The sequence below is a fragment of the Nocardia sp. NPDC047654 genome, assembly GCF_043205035.1.
Classification (GTDB): Bacteria; Actinomycetota; Actinomycetes; order Mycobacteriales; family Mycobacteriaceae; genus Nocardia.
On the sequence record NZ_JBIDDF010000001.1, the window covers coordinates 600,842 to 626,280 of the forward strand.

Here is a 25,439-nt window from a genome sequence, read left to right on the forward strand (position 1 = left end):
CTCGGCCGCCGTCGCCCTGAGCGCGGGTAACGGCCCGTGGTGATCGTCGCGCCTGCTCGCCGCAACGTGGGCGGGCGGGCGTGCCGGGCGATTGCCGGTGCCGGACGGCCACGCCGTAGGCTCGAAACTTGTGCCGAACACGTCAGACGCAACGCAAGACCAGCCCACCGGCGACCCGAACTACCTGGTCGGGCTCGATCTGCGCGGACGGCGTGTCGTCGTGGTCGGCGGCGGGTCGGTGGCGCAGCGCAGACTCGGACTGCTGATCGCCTCCGGCGCGGACGTCCATGTGGTGAGTCGCGCGGTGACGCCCGCGGTCGAGGGAATGGCCACCTCCGGGCAGATCACCGTCACGCTGCGTGAATACGCCGACGGCGACCTCGACGGCGCCTGGTACGCGATCGCCTGCACCGACGAGCCCGAGACCAACGCGGCGGTGGTCGACGAGGCGACCCGGCGGCGGATCTTCTGCGTCCGCGCCGACACCGCACGGCTGGGCACCGCCGTCACCCCCGCCACCGCACGCTATGACGGCCTGACCCTCGGCGTGCTGGCGAGCGGGCAGCACCGTCGGTCGGCGGCCGTGCGCAACGCGTTGCTGGAGGCCCTGCAATCCGGTGTGGTGAGTGACGACTCGACCCCGATCGCGCCCGGTGTCGCTTTGGTGGGCGGGGGGCCCGGCGATCCCGACCTGATCACCGTGCGCGGGCGGCGGTTGCTGGCCAGGGCGGATCTGGTCGTCGCCGACCGGCTCGCGCCGCCGGAACTGCTCGCCGAACTCGGGCCCGAGGTCGAGGTGGTCGACGCCGCCAAGATCCCGTACGGACGGGCGATGGCGCAGGAAGCGATCAACAACGCGCTGATCGAAGGCGCGAAAGCGGGCAAGTTCGTGGTGCGGCTCAAGGGCGGCGATCCGTACGTGTTCGGGCGCGGCTACGAAGAGGTGGAGGCCTGTGTGGCCGCCGCGGTTCCGGTCACGGTGGTGCCGGGTGTCACCAGTCCCATTTCGGTGCCCGCCGCCGCGGGCATCCCGGTCACCCATCGCGGTGTCACCCACGAGTTCGTCGTGGTGAGCGGGCACGTCGCGCCGGATCACCCGGATTCGCTGGTGGACTGGCCCGCGCTGGCGCGGCTGCGCGGGACCTTGGTGCTGATGATGGCGGTGGAGCGGATCGAGCAGTTCGCGACCGCGCTGCTGGAGGGCGGGCGACCGGCAGGCACACCCGCCACCGTCATCCAGGAGGGCACGCTGCGCACCCAGCGCGTGCTGCGCGCCGATCTCGGCACGGTGGCCGCCCGGGTGCGCGCCGAAGGCATCCGCCCACCCGCGATCGTGGTGATCGGCCCGACCGCCGGATTCTCCGCCGACTCGATCGTCCCGCACGCCGACTCCGCGGCCGGATGACGCTCGTGGCCACCGCGGCGATTCGAACCGATTCGCGCGGTGACGGCGGCGGCCAGGTCGACCAGGACGGCTGCTCGTCCTGAGTGGGGAAGGAGCACCGGCGATGGCCTATCACCTCGACCCGATACCGCTGGTGGTGCGCGACGACGCCCACCCGCAGGATCGGCGGGGCCGGTGCTCGTCGCGGGTCCGGCCGGATCGGTGGGCGGGCGAAGCGGGGCCCGGCATCAATTACAGTGACTCACTGTGCTTCGGAACCCCGCTGCGACGATGCAGTATCCAGTGACGCAGCGGGCCTTCGGGCTCGCGATCCTTGTCCTGAGCGGATTGCAGCTCATGGTCGTGCTCGACGGCACGGTGGTGATCTTCGCGCTGCCGCGGCTGCAAGAGGAGATGGGGTTGTCCAGCGCGGGTAGTGCGTGGACGGTGACCTCCTACGGACTCACCTTCGCGGGCCTGATGCTGCTGGGCGGCCGGCTCGGCGACGCCTTCGGCCGCAAGCGCATGCTGGTCGTCGGTGTCGCGGTGTTCACCCTGGCCTCGCTGTTGTGCGGGCTCGCGCAGAATCAGGCGATGCTGCTCGCGGCGCGGGCCATCCAGGGTGCGGGCGCCGCGATCGCGGCGCCGACCGCTTTCGCGCTCGTGGCGACGACCTTCGCGCCGGGCAAGGCGCGCAACCAGGCGATCGCGATCCTCGGCTCGATGGTGGGCATCGGCTCCGTGGGCGGGCTCGTGGTCGGCGGCGCGCTGACCCAGCTGTCCTGGCGCTGGATCTTCCTGATCAACGTCCCGATCGGCGCGCTGATCATTCTCGGCGCGGCCTACAAGCTGGCCGACACCGAACACCACCGCTCGGCCCTCGACCTCCCGGGCGCGGTGCTCGGCACCATCGCCTGCGCGGCGATCGTGTTCGGCGCGACCGAGGGGCCGGAGATCGGCTGGGGACACCCGGCGATCATCGGTTCGCTGATCGCGGGCGTGGTGCTGCTGATCGTCTTCATCGCGCTGGAACGACGGGTGGACGACCCGCTGCTGCCCTGGTCACTGTTCGACAGCCGCGACCGCGTGGCCACCTTCCTGCTGATCTTCCTCGCGGGCGGGGTGCTGGGCGCGATGACCTTCTTCGTCGCCCAGTTCATGCAGAACGTCATCGGATACGGTCCGCTCAAGGCGGGTGTGGCGGCCATTCCGTTCACCGTCGGCATCGGCGTCGGCGGCGCGGTGGCTTCCAAGGCGGCGCTGTACATCGCGCCGCGCTGGCTGCTGGCGGGCTCAGCGGTGGTGCTCGGCGTCGGCCTGCTGTTCGGTTCGACCCTCGACGGCGAGGTGATGTACTTCGCGACGCTGCTGCCCCTGCTGGTGGTGATCGGCTTCGGCGTCGGCATCGCCATGGTGCTCTCGCCGCTGTGTGTGCTGGTCGGTGTGCCGCCGGAGAATATCGGCCCGCTGGCCGCGGTCGGGCAGATGTTCATGAACCTCGCCACGCCCGTGGCCATCGGCCTGCTCACCCCGATCGCCGCCTCCCGCACGCTGTCGCTCGGCGGCCGCACCGAGAAGGTGGCCGGGATGACGCCAGCGGAGATCGCCGCGCTGGGCGACGGCTACACCCTGGTGCTGTTCGTCTGCGCCCTGATCGCGTTCGCGGCCGGACTGGTCGCCCTGGCATTGCGCTTCACTCCGCAGCAACTGGCCATGGCCCAGCACGCCCAGGAAGAAGCACAGCAGGTGTGAGCCGTGCCTAGAAGCGGCCGGCCACCCGCCGAGGTGTCACGCGCACGATGACGCGCGGTCCGTCGTCGACCGAGGCCGGGTTGAAATCCGCGTACTTCTGTCCGGTGTACTTCGCCGAGAGTTCGTCGGGCAGTGTCTTGTCCGGGTCCGGGGTGATCGTCGCGGTGCCGCGGATCTCCGCGTAGACGTACGGGTTGTCCGGCGGGTTGATCAGCACGGTGATGCGTGGGTCGCGGGCGAGGTTCTTGCCCTGCTGACGGTCGGTCGTGGTGGAGAACAGCAGATCGTCGCCGTCGCGCTTCAGCCAGATCACGGTCAGGTGCGGTTGCCCGTCGGCCGCGATCGTGGCCGCGGTGGCGAACACCTTCTCTTCGTCCAGGTACTTCTTGAGGGCATCGGAAAGCTCTGCGGTGGAGGTCACGTTCTGACCGAACAACGCGGCCCGGCGCGACATTCCCGCCGGTTCACTTCGCCGCGTACTCGGTGAGCGCCGCCTATTTGTTCTGTGGGAAACCGAGATTCAGCCCGCCGTGGCTGGGATCGAGCCAGCGGGTGGTGACCGCCTTGGTGCGGGTGAAGAACCGCACGCCGTCGGCGCCGTGCGCGTGCGCGTCGCCGAACAGCGAGTTCTTCCAGCCGCCGAAGCTGTAGTACGACATGGGGACCGGGATCGGTACGTTGATGCCGACCATCCCGACCTCGACCTCGTTGTGGAAGCGGCGGGCGGCGCCGCCGTCGTTGGTGAACAGGGCGGTGCCGTTGCCGTAGGGATTGGCGTTGACCAGTGCCAGCGCGTCGTCGTAGCTGCCGACGCGCACCACCGACAGCACGGGTCCGAAGATCTCGTCGGTGTAGACGCTCATGTCGGTGGCGACATGGTCGAGAATCGTCGGCCCGAGCCAGAAGCCCTCGGCCGCGCCGTCGGCCTCGACGCCCCGGCCGTCGAGAACCACGGTGGCCCCGGAGGATTCGCCCGCGGCGATGTACCCGGCGACTCGGTCGCGGTGCGCCCGGGTGACCAGCGGACCCATGTCGGCGCCCCGAGTGCCGTCGCCGGTCCGGATGGTCCCGGCCCGCTCGGCGATCTTGCCGACCAGCTCGTCGGCCGACCCGCCCACCGCGACCACCACGCTGATCGCCATGCACCGCTCGCCCGCCGAGCCGAACCCGGCGTTCACCGCGGCGTCGGCGGCCAGGTCCAGGTCCGCGTCCGGCAGTACCACCATGTGGTTCTTCGCGCCGCCGAGCGCCTGCACCCGCTTGCCCGCGGCGGTGCCGCGCTGGTAGACGTACCGGGCGATCGGCGTCGAGCCGACGAAAGAGACCGCCTTGACGCCCGGGTTGTCGAGCAATTCGTCGACCGCGACCTTGTCGCCCTGCAGCACCGTGAAGACCCCCGCGGGCAGTTCGGCTTCGGCCCACAGCCGCGCCAGCCACAGCGACGCGGACGGATCCTTCTCGCTCGGTTTGAGTACCACCGTGTTGCCCGCGGCGATGGCGAGCGGGAAGAACCACATCGGCACCATCGCGGGGAAGTTGAACGGCGAGATGATCGCGACCGGGCCGAGCGGTTGGCGGACCGAGAAGATGTCGATCTTGGTCGAGGCATTCTCGGTGTAGCCGCCCTGGAGCAGATGCGGTATGCCGCAGGCGAACTCGACGACTTCCAGGCCGCGGCTCACCTCGCCGATCGCGTCGGCGAGCACCTTGCCGTGTTCGGCGGTGATCAGCCGGGCCAGCTCCTCTCTGCGCTCGTTCAGCAGCTCACGGAAGCGGAACAGGATCTGGGTGCGCCGGGTCAGCGAGGTGTCCCGCCACGCAGGGAACGCCTTCGCGGCGGAGTCGATCGCCGCGCGGGTGTCGGCGATACCGGCGAGCGCGACCTGCCCGGTGACCGCGCCGGTCGCCGGGTTGGTCACCGGCGCCGTCGCCTCGCTGGTGCCCGCGAAAGCTTTGCCGTCGAGCCAGTGCGCGATGGTCTGCATGTCTCCTCGATTCGCTCGGTGAGCATCGGCGGTGCCGCGGGTTCCACCGCTTACGGTCGTGACATCGCAAGAACGCCGCCTGACCACCACTGTCCGGCATACACCCTTCCCGGTCTTCCGGCGATCGGTGCGGAATCGGGCACACCGAGTCGCCGATCCGTGATCCGACGGGGGCGGGTCAAGTCGTACTTGTTCCGGACAGCCAACCGCTCGCCGCCGCTACAGACTGGCGGCACGGGCCGACCTCGCCGCGCTCACCACCGAACGGCCCGGACGAAGTCAGGTGATGATCAGAAGCTCGGTCGGCGAGGCTATCTCGGCGCGCAGTCCGGCCTTGGCCGCCACTCGCGCGACGCCGCGGACGTCGGCCGGTTCGGCTCTGGTGAGCACCAGGGCGCGGGCGAGCAGGCCCTTGTGGTGCTTGTTGAAATGACTCACCACTGTGCGCGACCCGTCCGGGTGCTCGGTGAGCACGTTCGCGGTGATCGCGCCGGGCACCCGGCCCAGCTGCTGGTAGGTGCCCGAGCGCAGGTCGACGACCAGCTCGCCTGCGGCCTCGGTGAGCAGCGCGGTGGCCAGTTCGTCGCGCCAGACGGCCGAGAGGGTCGGCAGTCCGGGCAGTTTGGCGCCGCCGGAGAGCCGGTAGGCGGGGATCGGGTCGCAGGCGCGGACCGCGCCGAACAGGGCGGAGCCGATGCCGAGCCGGGCATCCGCCTTGGCCCGCTGTGCCTTGGTGAACGAGCGGGCGTCGAGGGCGTCGTAGAGGACGCCGGTGTAGCGCTCCAGCGCGGGACGGGTCGGGGAGGTACGCAGCGCGGCGTTGCGGGCGATCTCGCCGTCGGCCCCCTTGCCGAGCCCCAGGACGGTCCGGGAGCGTTCTGGGTCGGCCGCCAACCGCACCACTTCCTCGATCAGCCGTGCGCGGACCGCCGTGAGCTGCGGCATCGCCAGCGAGTCCAGGGTGAGCGGCGCCCCGGCGCCGCCATCGGACTTGGTTTCGGAAGGAGGCAGCAGCACCAGCACGAACGAATACGGTAATGCGCTGGGAACGGCGTCCGGCCAGCGACTACCCTGTGCTTCCGTGATCACCCGCCTCTCCCGCCTGTTCCTGCGAACCCTCCGCGACGATCCCGCCGACGCCGAGGTGCCGAGCCACAAACTCTTGGTCCGCGCCGGCTACGTGCGCCGCGTCGCCCCGGGTGTCTACTCGTGGCTGCCGCTGGGCCTGCGCGTGCTGCGCAAGGTCGAGGACGTGGTGCGCGCGGAGATGGACGCGATCGGCGGTCAGGAGATCTCGCTACCCGCGCTGCTGCCGCGCGAACCGTACGAGACCACCAACCGGTGGACCGAGTACGGCGACGGCCTGTTCCGGCTGCGCGACCGCAAGGGCGCGGACTACCTGCTCGGCCCCACTCACGAGGAGCTCTTCGCGCTCACCGTGAAGGGCGAGTACAGCTCCTACAAGGACCTGCCGGTCACGCTGTATCAGATCCAGACCAAGTACCGCGACGAGGAGCGTCCCCGCGCGGGCATCCTGCGCGGGCGCGAGTTCGTGATGAAGGACTCCTACTCGTTCGACCTGGACGAGGACGGCCTCAAGGCCAGCTACGACGCCCACCGCCAGGCCTACCAGCGCATCTTCGACCGGCTGCGGGTCAAGTACGTCATCGTGGCCGCCACCTCGGGCGCGATGGGCGGCAGCGCGTCGGAGGAATTCCTGGCCGACAGCCCGGTCGGCGAGGACACCTACGTGCGCTGCCCGGAATCCGGCTATGCGGCCAATGTGGAGGCGGTGGTCACGCCCGCTCCCGAGCCGCTGCCGATCGAAGGACAGCCGGAGGCCGTGGTGCACGACACCCCGGACACTCCGACCATCGCGACGCTGGTGGACTGGGCCAACGGCGCCGGTATCGCCGAGCGCTACGGTCGTCCGGTCACCGCGGCCGACACCTTGAAGAACGTCATGGTCAAGCTGCGTCACCCGGACGGGAAGACCGAAATCCTCGGCATCGGCATTCCCGGTGACCGCGAGGTCGACGACAAGCGCCTCGGCGCCTCGGTCGAACCGGCCGAGGTCGAGCTGCTCACCGAAGCCGACTTCGCCGAGAATCCGTTCCTGGTCAAGGGCTACATCGGCCCGAAGGCGCTGCAAGCCAACGGCGTTCGCTATCTGGTCGATCCGCGGGTCGGCACCGGCACCAGCTGGATCACCGGCGCCGACGAACCGGGAAAGCACGTCGTCGGCTTGGTCGCGGGCCGCGACTTCACGCCCGACGGCACCATCGAGGCCGCCGAGGTCCGCGACGGCGACCCCTCGCCCGACGGCCGGGGCACGCTGGTGGCGGCCCGCGGCATCGAGATCGGCCACATCTTCCAGCTCGGCAACAAGTACACCGACGCGTTCGAGGTGGACGTGCTCGGCGAGAACGGCAAGCCGGTGCGGCTGACCATGGGCTCCTACGGTGTCGGCGTCTCCCGCATGGTGGCGGTGATCGCCGAGCAGCAGCATGACGACAAGGGGCTGCGCTGGCCCGCCGCGGTCGCGCCCTACGACGTGCACGTCGTCATCGCCAACAAGGACGACGCCGCTCGCGCCGGCGCCGAAGAGGTGGTCTCCGGCCTGCACGCTCAGGGCTTGGACGTGCTCTTCGACGACCGCACCGCCTCGCCGGGGGTGAAGTTCAAGGACGCCGAACTGCTCGGCATGCCGCTGGTGCTGGTGATCGGCCGCGGCTGGGCCGAGGGCAAGGTCGAGCTGCGCGACCGCTTCACCGGCGAGACCGAGGAACTTCCCGCGGCGTCCGCGGTGGACGCGGTGGTGGCCAAAGTCCGCGGCTGACCCGATCTCCGAACGGCCCCCGGCGGAATCCGCCGGGGGCCGTTCGCCGTTCGTACGACGGACGCTGCCGGAGGGTTGCTCGGGCCTGCCGGAACCGGATGACTGCCACCTACGCGACCGTAACCTGAATTCGCTGGTCACAGATCCATAGACCCACTCCGGGCTGCTGTTACCCGCTGGTAAGTTAACCGGCATGACAAACACCGACGCGCGGTTGTTCAACCCTGCCACTTATGACCCGCAGCAGTTCGACGCCGAGACGCGGCGCCTGCTGCGCGCCACCATCGAGTGGTTCGAGGGCCGGGGTAAACAGCGTCTGCTCGACGACGACGCGAACGCGGTGTGGACGGCCGACTTCCTCGACTTCGTGAAGAAGGAGAAGCTGTTCGCCACCTTCCTGACCCCGGCGGCCTACGCCGACGGCGACCCGAATCGCCGCTGGGACGCCGCCCGCAACGCGGCGCTGTCGGAGATCTTCGGCTTCTACGGTCTGGCGTACTGGTACGCCGAGCAGGTGACCATCCTCGGCCTCGGCCCGATCTGGCAGAGCGACAACGAGGCGGCCAAGAAGCGCGCCGCCGCCGACCTGCTCGCCGGTGAGGTGATGGCGTTCGGTCTGTCCGAGCAGACCCACGGCGCCGACATCTACAACACCGACCTGGTGCTGACCCCGACCGAACCGGGCAGCGCGGACGCCGAGGCGGGCATCCTCTTCCGCGCCAACGGCGAGAAGTACTACATCGGCAACGGCAATGTGGCCAGCATGGTGTCGGTGTTCTCCCGCCGCGCCGATCTCGAGGGCGCCGACGCGTACGTCTGGTTCGCCGCCGACTCCCGGCACGAGAACTACCGCCTGCTCGGCAACGTCGTGCACCAGCAGATGTATGTCAGCACGTTCCGCTTGGAGAACTACCCCGTGCGCGCCGAGGACATCCTGCACACCGGGCCCGAGGCATTCTCCGCGGCGCTCAACACCGTGAACGTGGGCAAGTTCAACCTCTGCCACGGCGGGATCGGCATGGTCGAGCACTCGTTCTACGAGGCGGTCACGCACGCGGGCAATCGCATCCTCTACGGCAACCCGGTCACCGACTTCCCGCACGTGCGGGCGAACTTCGTCGACGCCTACGCGCGCATCCTCGCGATGAAGCTGTTCAGCGACCGCGCCGTCGACTACTTCCGCAGCGCGAGCCTGGAGGACCGCCGGTACCTGCTGTTCAACCCGATGACGAAGTCCAAGGTGACCTCCGAGGGCGAGACCGTCATGACGTTGCTGCTGGATGTGCTGGCCGCCAAGGGGTTCGAGAAGAACACCTACTTCGCCGAGGTGCAGCGGCTGATCAGCACGCTGCCCCGGCTGGAGGGCACGGTGCACGTGAACGTCGGGCAGATCCTGAAGTTCATGCCCAACTACCTGTTCGACCCGCAGGACTACCCGGAGATCGGAACCCGGCAGGACGCGGCCGACGACGCGTTCTTCTGGCGGCAGGGCCCGGCGCGGGGCGCGGGCAAGGTGCGCTTCGCCGACTGGACGCCGATCTACGACAAGCATGCCGACATCCCGAACGTGGGCCGGTTCTACGAGCAGGCTCAGGCGCTGCGCACGCTGCTGACCACCGCGGCGCCGGACGCCGGGCAGCAGAAGGACCTGGACTTCATGCTGACCGTCGGCCACCTGTTCTCGCTGGTCGTCTATGGCCAGCTGATCCTGGAGCAGGCCGCGATCACCGGCCTGGATCGCGACTTGATCGACCAGATCTTCGACTTCCAGGTCCGCGATTTCAACGCCTACGCCACAGCTCTGTACGGCAAGCCGTCGGCCAGCCCCGCCCAGCAGGGCTGGGCGGCGTCGGCGCTGCGGCCGCCGGTCGCCGACCGCCCGCGCTTCGACCGGGTGTGGGCCGAGGTGGCCTCCTACAACGGCGCCTACGAGATGCGGCCGTAGGTCGCGCGTCGAGTCGACGGCGGCCGGGTACCGCACCGGGCCGCCGTTCGCCGCGAGAACGCCTGCGGAGCTTCGGGTCGGCGCCGGATCAGGCCTTGCCGGGGAACGCGTTGGTGGGCGGGTCGGCGCCGAGGATCGACTGCCACGTGGCCAGCCGGACGGCGGCTTCGGTGAGCGCGTCGACACCGGCGCGCCGGATCGCCATGGACGCACCGCGTTCGACCACCGACCGCCAGGCGACGGCGGTATCGGACTCGACCGTGACGGCCAGCCGCGCGGCCGAGATCGGATCGGTGACCGGGAACGGCACGGTGTAGGCCGCGTCGGGCGGCGGCACCGTCGCGCCGCCCAACGCGAGGGCGTCCACGGTGGCGTCGCGCCGGGCGCGGTGCGCGGCGGTGTGCTCGGCGACCAGCCTGGCGCGCTCGGGTGAGGCGTAGGCGGCGATCACGCCGTAGGCGTACACCGCGCCGTATTCGGCGTTCAACGCGTCGGTGAGGGCCCGGCGTTCGTCTTCGGTCATCTCAGCAGCACCCCCGCCTGCACCGCGCAGGCCGCGCTGATCGAGGCGAGCAAGCCTGCCCGATAGCCGTCGAGGGCGCGGGCCAGATCGGCAGCCGATTTCCGCGACTCGGCCAGCCGCGCCCGCAGCGTCTCGACGCTCGGCGGGGCATCGGGCGGCACCGCGCTGCCCGATGCCACGGCCGACGGGCCGGATTCGCTCGCGCGGGTGCGGTGCACCGGTTTGGTGCCGTCGGCGTAAACACCGATGACGCGGTCGATTTCGGAGCGCAAGGCGTCGGCGTGCGCGGTGCGCTCGGCCGCGATCGCCGTCAACGCGGCGTGCCGGTCGGGTGCGACGGCGATGGCCGCGGTCGCCGCCGCGGCGTCGGCGCGGGCCGCGACCTCCTGTGCGGCAAGGGGATCCGGTTCGTGGACCACGTCGTCGCCGGTGCAGCCCGCCGCGGCGCCGAGGGCGAGCACGCCCACCGTCGCACCGCCCGCGAGACGGATCGCGCTGCGACGATCCAGGGCGTAGGCGCGGGGCTCGTGCCGGTCGGAGGGCATGCCGGTAGTGCGCCCGGCACGCGGCGGGGCGGGAAGGCGGATGGGCACGGCACCATCGTGCCAGACTCACGGGGCGCCGCCGGACGAGCGGTGGTCGTGGCGTGCGTACACCTCGACCACTGGTCCTTTACACTCTCGTGGCGCGTTACGCTAGACCTTTGGTAGAGAATTTTCCCACCGCGTCACAACTGAACCAGGAGCCGCCCCACATGCCGATGCCGACCGAGGAAAGGGTGAGCCAGCTCTTAGCTGGTCTCGTCGAACGCCGAGGATTCGACCTCGAGGGCGTCGAGATCTCGACGGCGGGCACGCGCGTGGACGCGCAGGCTCGGGTGCAGGTGACCGTGGATCGCGACACCTCCGATCTGGACGCGCTCGCGCGTCTCAGCACGGAGCTGTCGGAGCTGCTGGACGACGCCGGGGAGTTCGGCGAGACGCCCTACCTGCTGGAAGTCACCACCCCCGGCATCGATCGCCCGCTGACCGCCGACCGGCACTGGCGGCGGGCGCGCGGGCGGAAGGTGCGCGTCACGCTGCGCGAAGGCGCGCAGCCGCCGGAGCGGTCGGCGACCTTCGAGGCCAGGGTCGGCGCGCTCACCGGTGACTCGGTGGCGCTGGTGCTCGGCGGCAAACGCGACCCGCACCGCGTGACGGTCCCGCTCGCCGACATCGCCACCGCTGTCGTCCAAGTCGAGTTCTCCCCGCCCGGCGCGCGGGAACTGGAACTCGCCGGCGGAGTCGTTCCGGGACGGCCCGCTCCGGGCCAGGAAGACGCGGTGGCGGTCGATGACGCCGCGCAGCACCCAGGAACACCGAATGCATTGTCCGAATCCGTAACAGCGTCCGATTCGCCGACCGAAGGGATCGTGGAATGAACATCGAAATCGAAGCCCTGCGCGCGATCGTCGCCGACAAGGGGATCTCGATCGAGACCGTGATCTCCGCGATCGAGTCGGCGCTGCTCACCGCGTACCGCCACACCGAGGGCCACCAGCCCAACGCGCGCATCGACATCAACCAGCGGACCGGCGTGGTCCGGGTGATGGCGCGAGAACTGGACGCCGACGGCAACGTGATCTCCGAATGGGACGACACCCCGGAGGGGTTCGGCCGGATCGCGGCGACCACCGCCAGGCAGGTGGTGCTCCAGCGGCTGCGCGACGCCGAGAACGAGAAGTCCTTCGGCGAGTTCTCCACCCACGAGGGCGACATCGTCGGCGGTGTGGTGCAGCGCGACGCGCGCGCCAACGCCCGCGGCACCGTCGTGGTGCGCATCGGCAGCGAGTTGCACGGCACGGAGGGACTGATCCCGCCCGCCGAGCAGGTGCCCGGCGAGACCTACGAGCACGGCGACCGGATCAAGTGCTACGTAGTCGGGGTCTCCCGTGGTCCGCGCGGGCCGCAGATCACGCTGTCGCGCACCCACCCGAATCTGGTGCGGCGCCTGTTCGCGTTGGAGGTGCCGGAGATCGCCGACGGCTCGGTGGAGATCGTGGCCGTCGCGCGCGAGGCGGGCCACCGCTCCAAGATCGCCGTGCGCACCACGGTGCCCGGTGTCAACGCCAAGGGCGCGTGTATCGGGCCGATGGGGCAACGCGTGCGCAACGTGATGAGTGAACTGGCCGGCGAGAAGATCGACATCATCGACTACGCCGAGGATCCGGCGACCTTCGTGGGCAACGCGCTCTCCCCGTCGAAAGTGGTTTCGGTCACAATTGTCGACGCCGAGGCCAGGGCGGCCCGCGTCGTGGTGCCCGATTTCCAGCTTTCCCTGGCGATCGGCAAGGAGGGGCAGAACGCCCGCCTGGCCGCGCGGCTGACCGGCTGGCGCATCGATATCCGCAGCGACGCCGCCCCCGACATGGGCGGATCCGTGCGAACGGAGGCACATCGGAGTTGACCGGAGCCCCGTCGCGGAGTGCTCGGGATGACATGTTCGTAACTTCCGCGGGGGAGGGGTTCGGCGTTCCGAGCGTGGCAGCGGTAGAGTGGTCCAAGGTTCAGTCCGAGCCCTCGGCTCCAATGCCCGACCGCACCACCGAGCAGCACCCGGCGCCCCAGCGCCGAGCCGCTCCGGTGCGGACGTGTATCGGGTGCCGGAAGCGCGAACTGGCCGGCGATCTGTTGCGGATCGTGGCTCGGGACCTCGAGGCCGGCGACGGCTCTCAGGTCATCGAGATCGTTCCCGATCCGCGGCGCAGACTTCCCGGACGGGGTGCCTGGCTGCACCCCCTTTCGGCTTGTCTGCGCGCGGCAGAGCGGCGCCGAGCGATCGGCAGAGCACTACGAGTGTCCGGACATCTGGATATCTCAGCCCTGGAGCATTACCTCGAGAACAGGCACGAGCACTCATGAGCACACCGTGAAGTACCAACGATGAACGTCCATCGGAGATAACCCGAGGTCGTGCGGGCCGCCGTCCCCAGAACGGTGGAGCTGCTCGACCTCTCAGTGAGGAGAGCAGTGGCAGGCAAGGCCCGCGTGCACGAGTTGGCAAAAGAACTCGGTGTCACGAGCAAAGAACTACTCGCAACGCTCAAGGAGCAAGGCGAGTTCGTGAAGTCGGCGTCCTCGACGGTGGAAGCTCCCGTCGCGCGTCGGCTGCGTGAGTCGTTCGCGACCAAATCCGCCCCGTCGAACGGCAACAAGTCGGGAGCGCGTCCCGGCCCGTCCGGCCGTCCGGCCCCCAAGCCCGCGGGCGGTGGCCCGCGTCCCGGTCCCCGTCCGTCGACGCCCACGCCGGCGCCGACCGCGCAGGAGACCGTCGTTCCCGCCGCGCGCACCGGCGAATCCCCGGCCGTGAAGCCGGGCCCCGCCGCGCGTCCGGGGCCTGCGCCGTCGCCCAAGCCCCCCGTCCAGGAAACGGTCGCCCCGCAGGCCGCCGCGGCCTCCGGCGCGACCGCGAGTTCCGCGCCCGCCCCGGCCGGTCCGAGGCCGACACCGGGTGGCCCGCGTCCCGGGCAGCAGCAGCAGCGTCCCGGCGCCCCCTCCCAGGGCGGCCAGCGCCAGGGTGGCGCCGCGTCCGGTCCGCGTCCGGGGCCGAAGACCCCGCGCGTCGGTAACAACCCCTATTCGTCGGCTCCCGAGCGTCCCGCGCCGCGTCCGGCCCCCGGTCAGGGTGGCCCGCGTCCGGGTCCGGCCCAGGGCGGTCCGCGTCCGGGTCCGGCCCAGGGTGGCCCGCGTCCGGGTCCGGCCCAGGGCGGTCCGCGTCCGGGTCCGGCTCAGGGCGGTCCCCGTCCGGCCCCCGGTCAGGGTGGTCCGCGTCCCGGTGGCCCGCGTCCGAGCCCCGGCTCGATGCCGCCCCGCCCGAATCCCGGTGCGATGCCGTCGCGTGCGGCGCGTCCGGGTGGTGCCGGAGGCCCCGGCGCCGGTCGTCCCGGGCGCCCCGGTGGCGCCGGTGCGGGTCGTCCCGGCGGTGGCGGCGGTGGTGGCTACCGCGGTGGTGGCGGCGGCGCCCCTGGCGCGGGTGCCGGTGCGCCCGGTGCCGGTGGCGGCGCGGCCGGTGGTTTCCGCGGTCGTCCCGGCGGCGGCGGTGGCGGCGGTCGTCCGGGTGGTCCCGGTGGCCGCGGTGGTGCGGCAGGCGCGTTCGGCCGTCCCGGTGGCGCTCCCCGTCGTGGCCGCAAGTCGAAGCGGCAGAAGCGGCAAGAGTACGACTCGATGCAGGCGCCCGCCGTCGGCGGCGTGCGGCTGCCGCGCGGCAACGGCGAGATCATCCGGCTCGCCCGCGGCGCGTCGCTGTCGGACTTCGCGGAGAAGATCGACGCGAACCCGGCCGCGCTGGTCCAGGCCCTGTTCAACCTCGGTGAGATGGTCACCGCGACCCAGTCGGTGAACGACGAGACCCTCGAGCTGCTCGGCAGCGAGATGAACTACGTCGTCCACGTGGTCAGCCCCGAGGACGAGGACCGTGAGCTGCTGGAGTCGTTCGACCTCACCTACGGCGAGGACGAGGGCGGCGAGGAAGACCTCGAACAGCGTCCGCCGGTGGTGACCGTCATGGGTCACGTCGACCACGGTAAGACCCGACTGCTGGACACCATCCGCAAGGCGAACGTCCGCGAGGGCGAGGCCGGTGGCATCACCCAGCACATCGGCGCCTACCAGGTGCTCACCCATCTGGGCGACGAGGACCGGCTCATCACCTTCATCGACACCCCCGGTCACGAGGCGTTCACCGCCATGCGTGCCCGCGGTGCGAAGGCCACCGACATCGCGATCCTGGTGGTCGCCGCCGACGACGGCGTCATGCCGCAGACGGTGGAGGCGATCAACCACGCGCAGGCGGCCGACGTGCCGATCGTGGTGGCGGTCAACAAGATCGACAAGGAAGGCGCGAACCCGCAGAAGGTTCGTCAGCAGCTCACCGAGTACGGCCTGGTCGCCGAGGAATACGGCGGCGAGACCATGTTCGTCGACATCTCCGCCAGGCAGAACATCAACATCGATGCGCTGCTCGAGGCGGTCCTGCTGACCGCGGACGCGGCGCTGGACCTGCGGGCCAACCCGGACATGGACGCGCAGGGTGTGGCCATCGAGGCGCACCTCGACCGCGGTCGGGGCCCGGTGGCGACCGTGCTGATCCAGCGCGGCACCCTGCGGGTCGGCGACTCGATCGTGGCGGGAGACGCCTACGGCCGCGTGCGCCGGATGGTCGACGAGCACGGCGACGACGTCGAGGCGGCACTGCCGTCGCGGCCCGTCCAGGTGGTCGGCTTCACGTCGGTGCCCGGCGCCGGTGACAACCTGCTCGTGGTCGACGAGGACCGGATCGCCCGGCAGATCGCCGACCGGCGCAATGCGCGCAAGCGCAACGCGCTGGCCGCACGCAGCCGCAAGCGGATCAGCCTGGAAGATCTGGATGCCGCGCTGAAGGAGACCAGCGAGCTGAACCTGATCCTCAAGGGCGACAACTCGGGTACGGTCGAGGCCCTCGAGGAGGCGCTGCTCCAGATCCAGGTGGGCGACGAGGTGCGTCTGCGGGTGATCGACCGCGGCGTCGGTGGCGTCACCGAGACCAACGTCAACCTGGCTTCGGCGTCGAACGCGATCATCATCGGATTCAACGTCCGCGCCGAGGGCAAGGCCACCGAACTGGCCAACCGCGAGGGTGTCGACATCCGGTACTACTCGGTGATCTACCAGGCCATCGACGAGATCGAGAAGGCCCTCAAGGGCATGCTCAAGCCGATCTACGAAGAGGTCGAGCTGGGCCGGGCCGAGATCAGGGCGATCTTCCGTTCGTCGAAGATCGGCAACATCGCCGGTTGCATGGTCACGTCGGGTTCGGTCAAGCGCAACGCCAAGGCGCGCCTGCTCCGTGACAACGTGGTGATCGCCGAGACGACGACGATCTCGTCGCTGCGCCGGGAGAAGGACGACGTCACCGAGGTCCGCGAGGGCTTCGAATGCGGTATGACGGTCACCTACTCCGATATCAAGGAAGGCGACATCATCGAGGCCTACGAGCTGCGCGAGAAGCCGCGCGACTGATAGACCGAGACGAATCCGGACGCCGCGCGACGTGCGCGGCGTCCGGCCGGTCTTCCTGACAGTGGAGGGTGTGGGTGTACCTGGGTGCACTGGAGTTCGACCTGCTGCTCGGCGATGTGCATTCACTGAAACAGAAGCGCTCGGTGATCCGGCCGATTCTGGCCGAATTGCAGCGCTTCGGTGTGAGTGCCGCCGAAGGTGGGGAACACGATCTATACCGTCGCTCGCTACTGGGCGTGGCCATGGTCAGCGCAGGCATGGATCACCTGACCGAGGTGCTGGACAAATGTGAACGGCACGTCGCGTCCCGTCCGGAGTTACAGTTGCTGGCGGTGCGCCGCCGGATCTTCGGGCCCGAAGACTGACCGGCGCAGCGACGGCGCGGAGGACGGAGCTCCGGTGGCGACACCGGTCCGCGCTCCGACCGCCATCGAACAGAGTTGATAGTGAGGAGGAAACGGCCATGGTGGACCAAGCCAGGGCACGCCGACTCGCCAAGCGGATCTCCTCGATCGTCGCGACCGCGATCGAATACGAGGTGAAGGACCCGCGGCTGCGTTTCGTGACCATCACCGACGCCAAGGTCACCGGCGATCTCCGGGAGGCGACGGTGTACTACACCGTGATGGGCGAAACCCTCGACGCCGAGCCCGATTACGAAGGTGCGGCGATCGGCCTGGAGAAGGCCAAGGGCGTCCTGCGCTCCAAGGTGGGCGCGGGAACGGGGGTCAAGTTCACGCCGACGCTGGCATTCGTACTGGACACCGTGCCCGACGCGGCACGGCAGATGGAGGAACTGCTCGCCAGGGCGCGGGCCGCGGACGACGAGGTCGCCAAGGTGGCCGCCACGGCCAGGCCCGCGGGTGATGCCGACCCCTACAAGGTCGAACGCGACGCCGACGAGTGACATGCGGTAGTCGATGACGACGATGCGGGAAACGGCCGATCTGGATGTGGCCGTGGCGGCGTTGGACGCCGCGCGCTCGGTGACCATCGTCTGCCATGTGCAGCCCGATGCGGACACCGTAGGAAGTGGTCTCGCGCTGGCGCTGGTGCTGCACCGGCGCGGGATCCCGGTGCAGGTGTCCTTCGCCGAACCGGCGGAGTTACCCGCGTCGATGCGGTCGCTGCCCGGCGTGCGGCACCTGGTGGCGCCCGCCGAGGTGCGTACCGAGGTGGACCTGCTGATCGCGGTCGACTGCGGCAGCGCGACCCGGTTGGGCGCGCTCGCCGACCGATTGTCCGGCGCCGCAACGACAATGGTGATCGATCACCATCGGTCGAACACCTCCTTCGGCGCGATCAACGTGGTCGATCCCGGCGCCGAGTCCACCACGAGCCTCGTCGCGCGGGTGCTCGACGCGTGGGGCGTGCCGATCGACGCGGATGTCGCGCATTGCCTCTATGCCGGTCTGGTCACCGACACCGGCTCGTTCCGGTGGGTGCGGCCGGGTACCCACGAACTCGCGGAACGGCTGTTGGCCACCGGAATCGACGGCGCGGACATCGCTCGCACCTTGATGGACACCCACCCGTTCGGGTGGCTGCCCATGTTGTCGCGGGTGCTCGGCACGGCGCAGCTCGTTCCGGAAGTCCGCGGCGGTGTGGGGCTGGTGTACGCGTTCGTGCGTCGCGACGACATCGACGACGTGCGGTCGGAGGAAGTCGAGAGCGTGATCGACATCGTGCGCACGACCGCCGAAGCCGGAATCGCCGCGGTATTCAAGCAATCCCGCGTCGTGCCGGACCGATGGACAGTGTCGCTGCGCTCGCGTGACAGCGGATCGTTCGCGGGCGACGGGGTGGACGTCGCGGAGGTGGCGACAGCGCTGGGCGGCGGCGGCCACCGTTTCGCCGCCGGATACACCGCGTACGGCACGCCCGGCGATCTGGTCGGTGCGCTGCTGGCCGCCCTCGGATGAGGCGTGGCCGTCGGTAGCGGCGCCGCGCCGGGGCGCCCGCGCGGTGGCTGTGACGTCGTCGGGGCGTCGCCTCGCCCGTCCGGAAGCGCGGGTCGGGCGAGGCCTGCCGCACGCTGCCGTGGTTGTCGGCGGGGCGTGCGAAGGCGGAGCGCGAGCGGAACGACGGTGGTCCCGGGGAGGTGTTCGTGAACGAGCAGGGTTGCCGCGACGCGGAGATCGGTGACCAGACTTCGCTCGTGGGTGGGACGGAGCCTGCGGGCGCGGACCGTGCCGCCGCTGCCGGACCCAAGCGCATTCTCGGCATCGCATTGCCGACCCTCGGCGTGCTGGTGGCCGAACCGATCTACCTGCTGTTCGATCTGGCCGTGGTCGGCAGGCTCGGGGCGCTCGCGCTGGCCGGTCTGGCCGTCGGCGGGCTGATTCTGGCGCAGACGAGTTCGCAGCTGACCTTCCTGTCCTACGGCACCACCGCGCGCTCGGCGCGTCGCCACGGCGCGGGCGATCACCGGGGAGCCGTCGCCGAAGGTGTGCAGGCCAGCTGGATCGCGGGCGCCGTCGGCGCGGCGATCCTCGTGCTGGTCCAGGCGTTCGCCGTACCGGTGACCAGCGCCATCGCGGGTGGTGGGGAGATCGCGGAAGAAGCGCTGGACTGGGTGCGGATCGCTCTGTTCGGCGTGCCGCTGATCCTGCTGTCCATGGCCGGGAACGGGTGGATGCGTGGCGTCCAGGAGACGCGCAGGCCGTTGGTCTTCGTGGTCGCCGGACTCGCGGTGTCGGGCGTACTCTGCCCCGCGCTGGTGCACGGACTGCTCGGCGCGCCGCACCTGGGCCTGCCCGGCTCGGCCGTGGCGAACGTGGCGGGGCAGATCGTCACCGCCGTCCTGTTCCTCGACGCGCTGATCCGCGAACGGGTTCCGCTCGCGCCGCACTGGTCGGTCATGCGGGCTCAACTCGTGCTCGGGCGCGACCTCATCGCCCGCAGCTTCGCCTTCCAGGCGTGCTTCGTCTCGGCGGCGGCGGTCGCCGCGCGTTTCGGCGCCGCGTCGGTAGCGGCCCACCAGTTGGTGCTGCAACTGTGGAACTTCCTGGCGCTGGCCCTGGACGCGCTGGCCATCGCCGCGCAGACGCTCACCGGCGCCGCTCTCGGCGCGGGTGACGCCACCGGCGCCCGCGGGATCGCGCGGCGCGTGACCCGCTGGTCGGAGATCTTCAGCCTCGGGCTCGCCGCCTGCTTCGCGGCGGGAGCGATGGCGATTCCGGCGCTGTTCACCGAAGACGCCGAAGTGCTCGAGCGCGCCCACGTGGTGTGGTGGTTCTTCGTCGCGCTCATTCCGGTGGCGGGCATCGTCTTCGCCCTCGACGGCGTGCTGCTCGGGGCGGGCGACGCGGCGTATCTGCGTACCACCACGCTCGGTGCGGCAATGCTCGGTTTCCTGCCCGCCATCTGGATGTCGCTGGCCTTCGACTGGGGCGTCGCCGGAATCTGGTCCGGTCTCGGGGCGTTCATGCTGTTGCGGCTGATCGCCGTCGCGTGGCGGGCGCTGTCGGGCCGGTGGGCCTCGGTCGGCGCCGAGATGCCGAGGTGACCGACACCCGGCTCGGCCGGTGCGCGCGAATCCGGATGGATGTGCCAAGGTAGGTGTGGTGATACCCAAGTTGATGGCGGTGAGCGACATTCATGTCGGGCACCAGGGGAATCGGCCGGTCGTCGAGCAGATCAAGGCGGACTCGCCGGAGGACTGGCTCATCGTGGCCGGCGACGTGGGGGAGAAGACCGAGGACATCCGGTGGGCGCTGGAGCTGCTGCGCCGCCGGTTCGCCAAGGTGATCTGGGTGCCGGGCAATCACGAGCTGTGGACGACGGCCAAGGACCCGGTGCAGATGTCCGGGGTGGCACGCTACGACTACTTGGTGTCGATGTGCCGTGACCTGGACGTCCTCACGCCGGAGGACCCCTTTCCGGTATGGCGGGGCGCGGGCGCCGAGGAGCACGGCGGTGCGGTCACGCTGGCGCCGATGTTCCTGCTGTACGACTACTCGTTCCTGCCGGAGGGAGCCACCACCAAGGCGGAGGGTCTGGCGATCGCCCGCGAGCGCAACGTGGTGGCGACCGACGAATTCCTGCTTTCGCCGGAGCCGTATCTGACCAGGGACGCGTGGTGCCACGCCCGGGTGCAAGTGACCAAGCGCAAGCTCGACGCGCTCGCCCCCGATACCCCGGTCGTCCTGATCAACCACTTCCCCCTGGTCCGGCAGCCGACGGACGTGCTGTTCTACCCCGAGTTCGCGCTGTGGTGTGGCACCGAGCTGACCGCGGACTGGCACACCCGCTACAACGTGGTCTGCTCGGTCTACGGCCATCTGCACATCCCGCGCACCTCGCACTACGACGGCGTCCGGTTCGAGGAGGTCTCGCTGGGCTACCCGCGCGAATGGCAGCGCCGCGGCCTGCCCGAGCGGTTGCTGCGCCAGATCCTGCCGACCCCGCAGTACCCGCCGGGCACGCTGAACAAGTGGGGCGGGCACTTCCAGGTGACTCCCGAGATGGAAGCCGCCGCCGCCGAGATGCGCAGCAAGGCGCAGCAGCGGCGCGGACTGGCATAGTCGCGCGGCACATGGCGCTGCGATCCCGTCCGGTCGGGCTCGACTACGCTCGTCGGTGATGATCGAGAACATTCTGCCCACGGGTGTGGCCTCGGCCGAACTGCTGGCGTACCCGGAGGATCTGCGGCCGCATCCGGCGGAGGAGCATCTCATCGCCAAGTCGGTGGAGAAGCGGCGCCGTGACTTCATCGGCGCGCGGCACTGCGCCCGGCTGGCGCTCACGCAGCTCGGCGAGCCGCCGGTCGCCATCGGCAAAGGCGAGCGCGGCGCTCCGGTCTTTCCGCGCGGGATCGTCGGCAGCCTGACCCACTGTGACGGCTACCAGGCCGCCGCGCTGGGCCACAAGCTGCGGTTCCGTTCCATCGGCATCGACGCCGAGCCGCACGCCACGTTGCCGGACGGCGTGCTGGATTCGGTCAGTCTGCCCCCGGAGCGGGAATGGCTGAAGACCACCGACTCCGAGCTGCACTTGGACCGGTTGCTGTTCTGCGCCAAAGAGGCCACCTACAAGGCGTGGTTCCCGCTGACGGTGCGCTGGCTGGGCTTCGAGGACGCGCACATCACGTTCGAGATCGAGGAGGGCTCCGCCGACTCCGGGCGCGGCAGCTTCCATACCGAACTGCTGGTGCCGGGGCAGACCACCGACGGTGGCACGCCACTGGTCTCGTTCGACGGCCGCTGGCTGATCACCGACGGGTACATCCTGACCGCGATCGCGCACGTCTGATGGACGGACTCGGCGGGCTGCTCGTCATCGACAAGGCCGGTGGCTGGACCAGCCACGACGTCGTCGCGAGATGCCGGAAGCTGCTGCGCACCAAGAAGATCGGCCACGCGGGCACCCTCGACCCGATGGCGACCGGTGTGCTCGTGCTCGGTGTGGAGCGCGCGACCAAGCTGCTCGGCCTGCTCACCCTGACGACCAAGGCCTACACCGCGACCATCCGGCTCGGGCAGGCGACCAGCACCGACGACGCCGAGGGCGAGGTGCTCACGACCACCTCGGCCGTTCACCTCACCGACGACGACATCGCCGCGCGCACGGCCGAACTCACCGGGCACATCGACCAGGTGCCTGCCACCGTGAGCGCGATCAAGGTGAACGGTGAGCGCGCCTATGCCCGTCACCGCGCGGGCGAAGAGGTGCAGCTGGCGGCCCGTCCGGTCACGGTGTCGCGGTTCGACGTGCTCGCCCGGCGCGATATCGGCGATTTCGCCGACCTGGACGTGGTGGTCGAATGCTCTTCGGGCACCTATGTGCGGGCGCTGGCCCGTGATCTCGGCGCAACCCTGGGCGTCGGCGGCCATCTGACCGCGTTGCGCCGAACCAGGGTCGGGCCATTCACCCTCGAGCACGCCCGCACCCTGGACGAGCTGGCCGCCGCCGCGGAATCGGGCGCGCCGCCGCTGAGCCTCGACATGGACGCCGCGGTCCGGACCGCCTTCCCGCAGCGGGACATCGACGACACGCAAGCCGACGACCTGCGCAACGGCCGCTGGCTCGCCCCGGCCGGGCTTTCCGGCGTCTATGCCGCCATCGACCCGGCAGGCCGCGCCATCGCCCTGCTGCGGGAGTCCGGTAATCGCGCGTCCTCGGTGATGGTCGTCCGTCCGGCCAACCTTTGATCCATGCTGGTGTCGTATCGACAGTGGGGGGCTGCTGATCTCGTACCCGCTCGGCTCCCGGCCCTGGCGCAGTTCCGGTAAGCCCTGTCGCTCAGGAGAATCCGTACAGTGTGGGGTGGTCGCCTGCGGCGGCCGTGGTCGGGCAACGGCGGGGAAGGTGGCGGGCGTGAGTGACGGGCAGGCGGATACGTTCGAACTGTGGGACAGCGACGGGGACGGGCTGGTCTCGGTGCGGGACATCACGGCGGGTATCCGGGCGCTCGGTCTGGAGGTAGACGACGCGGCGGTGGAACGGCTGGTCGCGGCCGCCGACACCGACGGCGACTTCCTGGTCTCGCGCGCCGAATTCGACGCCGCGCTGGCGGGCGGGCGCATCGAGGTGACCGACGCCGACGCCGCGTTCAAGGTCTTCGACGTCAACGGCGACGGCCGCATCTCCGTCGAGGAACTCGAATCGCTCATCCGTCACTGCGGCGCGGGCCGGATCGACGAACCGGCGGACGCCTTGCTGGCCGCTGCCGACACCGATGGCGACGGCTATCTCTCGCTGCCGGAATTCCGCGCGCTGCTGGAATTTCTCTCCCGATAGCGACGCGGGAGCCGGAGCCGCGTGGCCGCGCAGCCGGACGTAGGTCCGTCGAACCGGTCCGCGCCGTCCGAGCGAAGGCGCGGCGCCCGGGCCTAGCCGCCGATCTGGTGGCGCAGGCGCTGCACCGCGTCGTCCATGTGCTCCACGAGCAGGGCGCGGGCGCGCGCGGGGTCGGCGGTGCCGATCGCCTCGCGCAGGTCGACGTGTTCACGGGCCTGTTCCCGCAGGTCCGGGTAGGTGGTCTGCAAGGCGCCCAGGCACATTCGCGTCTCGATCAGCAAGGTGCGGGCCGCGCGCACCAGCCGCGGACTGGCGGCGCTCTCCACCAGCGCCTCGTGGAAGGCCTGGTCGGCCTCGGATACCCCCACGGCGTCACCGCGTTCGGCGCAGGTGACCATCTCCTCGACGCTGGGCCCGAGCGCCTCGTAGGCGATCGGGCGGCGGCTGTCGAGGATCAGATCCAGCGCGCCGCCCTCCAGCGCCGTCCTGGCGCGGTAGATGTCGACGACGTCGTCGAGGCTCAGTTCGATGACGAAGATGCCGCGGTGGCGGATGCTGTGCAGCAGGCCCTCGGACACCAAGCGCTGCATCGCCTCGCGCACCGGCCCGCGTGAGACCGCGAATTGCGCGGCCAGGTCGGCTTCGCCGAGCTGTGAGCCGGGCGCGAGACTGCCGCGCATGATCGCCTCGCGGAGCCGATCGGCGATCATCTCCGCGGTCGACTGCCGATTCACCGGCTCGAAATCAACGACGGACATCGATCTGCCTTTCCGCGAACAACGTGCCGAGGCCGGGAACGACCGGCTCGGCGCCGGCCAGCCGCAGACCCGCCCAGATGGTGACCTGGTTGGCTGTGAGCACCGGTTTGCCCAGCGTAGCCTCCAGGTCCGGCAGCACCGCCATGGTGTGCATCGCGGTGTCGGGGATGAGCAGCGCCTGCGCATCGGGGTGGTCGTTGTCCGCCGCCAGCCGCAGCACCCGGGCCGGGGTGAGGGTGCCGACCTCGGCGGCGGTGTCGATGCCCGCGCTGGACATCGAGACGACGTCGATCCCCGCGTCGGCGAGGAATTCCACGAACAGCCGGGCGACTTCGTCGGGATAGCTGGCGGCGATGGCGACGGTGCGCAGTCCGAGCGCGTGCACGGCGTCGGCGAACGCGATGCTGGTGCTGGTCGCGGGCACGCCCGCGACTTCGGCCAGCGCGCGCACCTGGTCGCGGGCGCCCTCGGGCCCGTAGACGAAACTGCCTGACGTGCAGGCCCACACGATCGCGTCGGGGCGGTGCCGGGCGAGCAGGGAGGCGCCGAGGCGCAGTTTCTCGGGGCTGCCCAGCTCGAGCAGTTCGGGGACGGCGTGCAGATCGGTGCCGTAGATGTGGGCCACCGGAAGGTGCGCGCCGATCGCCGCCGCCGCGAGCGGGTAGTCGTCCTCGGCGGCGTGGTCGGGGTAGATGAAACCGACGGTGGGTGCGTCCATGCGATGTTCTTCCTTCAGAAAACGTTGAGCAGCCACTTGCCGGGGCCCATCATCGGCAGCTTCATCCGGCCGAGACAGGCCCACATGGTGAGCTGGTTGGCGGTGAGCACCGGTTTGCCGAGTGCTTTCTCCAGCGGCTCTATCACGTCGTAGGTCGGCAGGTTGGTACAGCTGACGAAGACGGCCTGGGCCTCGGGATCGTCGGCGCCGACGATGCGTTCGGCGATCGTGCGGTAGCTGACCTTCCAGATGCCGCCGCCGAGCCCGAGGTGGTCGGAGCGCACCACCGAGCACCCGGCCTCGGCGAGGAATTCGTGCAGCCGGTGGGTCAGGATCTCGTCGTAGGGGGTGAGCACCGAGATCCGGGTGAGGTCCAGATGGCGGATCGCTTCCAGTAACGCGCCCGAGGTGGTGACCGCGTCCTGCGCCCCGGCCCGGCAGATGGTGTCGCGCAGCGATTTCTCGTAGGCGAGGCCTTTGATGAAACTGCCCGACGTGCACAGGTACGCCACGACTTCGGGTTCCACGTGCAGCACGTTGTGCGTGGCCGCGGTGAGATGCGCCGCGTCGGACACCAATTCGGCCATCTCCAGCGAAACCGGGACCGGCTCGTAGGGGGTGCGCGCCAGGTGCAGACTCACATCCAGTGGCGCCCAGCGCCAGAGCTCTCGTTCGAGTGCGAGATCGAACGGTGCGATGATCCCGATGCCTCGTTGGGCAACGGGCCCCTCGAGGTCGGGAAAGCTCAGATCCACTACG

The 25,439-nt window shown here is 70.3% G+C and carries 25 protein-coding genes; 17 read left to right on the plus strand and 8 right to left on the minus strand.

Annotation, left to right across the window (positions count from 1 at the left end):
* Nucleotides 1-130 precede the first annotated feature (130 nt).
* The 3 genes from cobA to ACGF7Y_RS02805 all read left to right on the plus strand — a co-directional run bounded on the left by cobA (nucleotide 131) and on the right by ACGF7Y_RS02805 (nucleotide 3,136).
* On the plus strand, nucleotides 131-1,405 hold the full coding sequence (gene cobA, locus ACGF7Y_RS02795) for a uroporphyrinogen-III C-methyltransferase (protein WP_393228560.1): 1,275 nt from the start codon (nucleotides 131-133) through the stop codon (nucleotides 1,403-1,405).
* 103 nt (nucleotides 1,406-1,508) lie between these two features.
* Complete coding sequence (locus tag ACGF7Y_RS02800) at nucleotides 1,509-1,691, plus strand: hypothetical protein (protein ID WP_393228562.1); 183 nt, start codon at nucleotides 1,509-1,511, stop codon at nucleotides 1,689-1,691.
* The gene (locus tag ACGF7Y_RS02805; protein WP_393228564.1) at nucleotides 1,676-3,136 is read left to right on the plus strand and encodes an MFS transporter; all 1,461 of its coding nucleotides are present in this window, start codon (nucleotides 1,676-1,678) and stop codon (nucleotides 3,134-3,136) included. Before ACGF7Y_RS02800 ends, ACGF7Y_RS02805 begins: the two co-directional genes overlap by 16 nt.
* 7 nt (nucleotides 3,137-3,143) lie before the next feature.
* On the opposite strand, the gene ACGF7Y_RS02810 is transcribed toward ACGF7Y_RS02805, so the two are convergent.
* The 3 genes from ACGF7Y_RS02810 to yaaA all read right to left on the minus strand — a co-directional run bounded on the left by ACGF7Y_RS02810 (nucleotide 3,144) and on the right by yaaA (nucleotide 6,144).
* The gene (locus ACGF7Y_RS02810) at nucleotides 3,144-3,557 is read right to left on the minus strand and encodes a PPOX class F420-dependent oxidoreductase (RefSeq protein WP_393228566.1); all 414 of its coding nucleotides are present in this window, start codon (nucleotides 3,555-3,557) and stop codon (nucleotides 3,144-3,146) included.
* 73 nt (nucleotides 3,558-3,630) lie between these two features.
* Nucleotides 3,631-5,121, minus strand: a complete 1,491-nt coding sequence (locus ACGF7Y_RS02815; RefSeq protein WP_393228568.1) for a CoA-acylating methylmalonate-semialdehyde dehydrogenase — start codon at nucleotides 5,119-5,121, stop codon at nucleotides 3,631-3,633.
* 279 nt (nucleotides 5,122-5,400) lie between these two features.
* Nucleotides 5,401-6,144 carry a peroxide stress protein YaaA gene (yaaA, locus tag ACGF7Y_RS02820; protein ID WP_393230895.1) on the minus strand — a complete coding sequence of 248 codons (744 nt, stop codon included), beginning with the start codon at nucleotides 6,142-6,144 and terminating at the stop codon, nucleotides 5,401-5,403.
* A gap of 58 nt (nucleotides 6,145-6,202) precedes the next feature.
* Here yaaA and ACGF7Y_RS02825 point away from each other — a divergent pair, with 58 nt between their 5' ends.
* Both ACGF7Y_RS02825 and ACGF7Y_RS02830 read left to right on the plus strand, forming a co-directional pair.
* On the plus strand, nucleotides 6,203-7,960 hold the full coding sequence (locus ACGF7Y_RS02825; RefSeq protein WP_357033935.1) for a proline--tRNA ligase: 1,758 nt from the start codon (nucleotides 6,203-6,205) through the stop codon (nucleotides 7,958-7,960).
* 193 nt (nucleotides 7,961-8,153) lie between these two features.
* Nucleotides 8,154-9,905: an acyl-CoA dehydrogenase family protein gene (locus tag ACGF7Y_RS02830; protein ID WP_393228570.1), complete on the plus strand. Its 1,752-nt coding sequence runs from the start codon at nucleotides 8,154-8,156 to the stop codon at nucleotides 9,903-9,905.
* Between the two features lie 88 nt (nucleotides 9,906-9,993).
* Here the strand turns inward: ACGF7Y_RS02830 and ACGF7Y_RS02835 are convergent, their stop codons facing one another.
* Together ACGF7Y_RS02835 and ACGF7Y_RS02840 are read right to left on the minus strand one after the other, a co-directional pair.
* Nucleotides 9,994-10,428, minus strand: coding sequence for a ferritin-like domain-containing protein (locus ACGF7Y_RS02835; protein WP_393228572.1), 435 nt, complete (start codon nucleotides 10,426-10,428; stop codon nucleotides 9,994-9,996).
* Complete coding sequence (locus tag ACGF7Y_RS02840; protein ID WP_393228574.1) at nucleotides 10,425-11,021, minus strand: hypothetical protein; 597 nt, start codon at nucleotides 11,019-11,021, stop codon at nucleotides 10,425-10,427. Before ACGF7Y_RS02840 ends, ACGF7Y_RS02835 begins: the two co-directional genes overlap by 4 nt.
* Nucleotides 11,022-11,182: 161 nt before the next feature.
* Here ACGF7Y_RS02840 and rimP point away from each other — a divergent pair, with 161 nt between their 5' ends.
* From rimP to ACGF7Y_RS02900, 12 genes are all read left to right on the plus strand, one after another.
* Nucleotides 11,183-11,848, plus strand: coding sequence for a ribosome maturation factor RimP (rimP, locus tag ACGF7Y_RS02845; RefSeq protein WP_393228576.1), 666 nt, complete (start codon nucleotides 11,183-11,185; stop codon nucleotides 11,846-11,848).
* The gene (gene nusA / locus ACGF7Y_RS02850; RefSeq protein ID WP_040868142.1) at nucleotides 11,845-12,873 is read left to right on the plus strand and encodes a transcription termination factor NusA; all 1,029 of its coding nucleotides are present in this window, start codon (nucleotides 11,845-11,847) and stop codon (nucleotides 12,871-12,873) included. The genes rimP and nusA overlap by 4 nt, the downstream gene beginning before the upstream one ends.
* 122 nt (nucleotides 12,874-12,995) lie before the next feature.
* Complete coding sequence (locus tag ACGF7Y_RS02855; RefSeq protein WP_357116122.1) at nucleotides 12,996-13,328, plus strand: YlxR family protein; 333 nt, start codon at nucleotides 12,996-12,998, stop codon at nucleotides 13,326-13,328.
* Between the two features lie 108 nt (nucleotides 13,329-13,436).
* Nucleotides 13,437-16,463, plus strand: coding sequence for a translation initiation factor IF-2 (infB, locus tag ACGF7Y_RS02860; protein ID WP_393228578.1), 3,027 nt, complete (start codon nucleotides 13,437-13,439; stop codon nucleotides 16,461-16,463).
* Nucleotides 16,464-16,537: 74 nt separating this feature from the next.
* Entirely contained in the window at nucleotides 16,538-16,828 is a 291-nt protein-coding gene (locus ACGF7Y_RS02865; RefSeq protein ID WP_040868135.1) for a DUF503 domain-containing protein, read from the plus strand.
* 98 nt (nucleotides 16,829-16,926) lie between these two features.
* Nucleotides 16,927-17,370, plus strand: coding sequence for a 30S ribosome-binding factor RbfA (rbfA, locus tag ACGF7Y_RS02870; protein WP_393228580.1), 444 nt, complete (start codon nucleotides 16,927-16,929; stop codon nucleotides 17,368-17,370).
* Nucleotides 17,371-17,383: 13 nt separating this feature from the next.
* The gene (locus ACGF7Y_RS02875) at nucleotides 17,384-18,385 is read left to right on the plus strand and encodes a bifunctional oligoribonuclease/PAP phosphatase NrnA (protein WP_393228582.1); all 1,002 of its coding nucleotides are present in this window, start codon (nucleotides 17,384-17,386) and stop codon (nucleotides 18,383-18,385) included.
* Between the two features lie 293 nt (nucleotides 18,386-18,678).
* Nucleotides 18,679-19,971, plus strand: a complete 1,293-nt coding sequence (locus tag ACGF7Y_RS02880; RefSeq protein WP_393230898.1) for an MATE family efflux transporter — start codon at nucleotides 18,679-18,681, stop codon at nucleotides 19,969-19,971.
* A 58-nt stretch (nucleotides 19,972-20,029) separates the two neighbouring features.
* Entirely contained in the window at nucleotides 20,030-20,989 is a 960-nt protein-coding gene (locus ACGF7Y_RS02885) for a metallophosphoesterase (protein WP_157114307.1), read from the plus strand.
* Nucleotides 20,990-21,047: 58 nt separating this feature from the next.
* Complete coding sequence (npt, locus tag ACGF7Y_RS02890; protein WP_393228584.1) at nucleotides 21,048-21,716, plus strand: 4'-phosphopantetheinyl transferase Npt; 669 nt, start codon at nucleotides 21,048-21,050, stop codon at nucleotides 21,714-21,716.
* Nucleotides 21,716-22,615, plus strand: a complete 900-nt coding sequence (truB, locus tag ACGF7Y_RS02895) for a tRNA pseudouridine(55) synthase TruB (RefSeq protein WP_393228586.1) — start codon at nucleotides 21,716-21,718, stop codon at nucleotides 22,613-22,615. Before npt ends, truB begins: the two co-directional genes overlap by 1 nt.
* Before the next feature lie 166 nt (nucleotides 22,616-22,781).
* The gene (locus ACGF7Y_RS02900) at nucleotides 22,782-23,204 is read left to right on the plus strand and encodes an EF-hand domain-containing protein (protein WP_393228588.1); all 423 of its coding nucleotides are present in this window, start codon (nucleotides 22,782-22,784) and stop codon (nucleotides 23,202-23,204) included.
* A gap of 92 nt (nucleotides 23,205-23,296) precedes the next feature.
* On the opposite strand, the gene ACGF7Y_RS02905 is transcribed toward ACGF7Y_RS02900, so the two are convergent.
* The 3 genes from ACGF7Y_RS02905 to ACGF7Y_RS02915 are packed head-to-tail and all read right to left on the minus strand — an operon-like array spanning nucleotide 23,297 to nucleotide 25,435.
* A complete protein-coding gene (locus tag ACGF7Y_RS02905) occupies nucleotides 23,297-23,962 on the minus strand; it encodes a GntR family transcriptional regulator (protein WP_393228590.1) in 666 nt (221 codons plus the stop codon).
* Nucleotides 23,949-24,680 carry a maleate cis-trans isomerase gene (locus ACGF7Y_RS02910; protein ID WP_393228592.1) on the minus strand — a complete coding sequence of 244 codons (732 nt, stop codon included), beginning with the start codon at nucleotides 24,678-24,680 and terminating at the stop codon, nucleotides 23,949-23,951. The genes ACGF7Y_RS02905 and ACGF7Y_RS02910 overlap by 14 nt, the downstream gene beginning before the upstream one ends.
* Nucleotides 24,681-24,694: 14 nt before the next feature.
* Complete coding sequence (locus tag ACGF7Y_RS02915; protein WP_040868092.1) at nucleotides 24,695-25,435, minus strand: Asp/Glu/hydantoin racemase; 741 nt, start codon at nucleotides 25,433-25,435, stop codon at nucleotides 24,695-24,697.
* Between the last annotated feature and the right edge of the window lie 4 nt (nucleotides 25,436-25,439).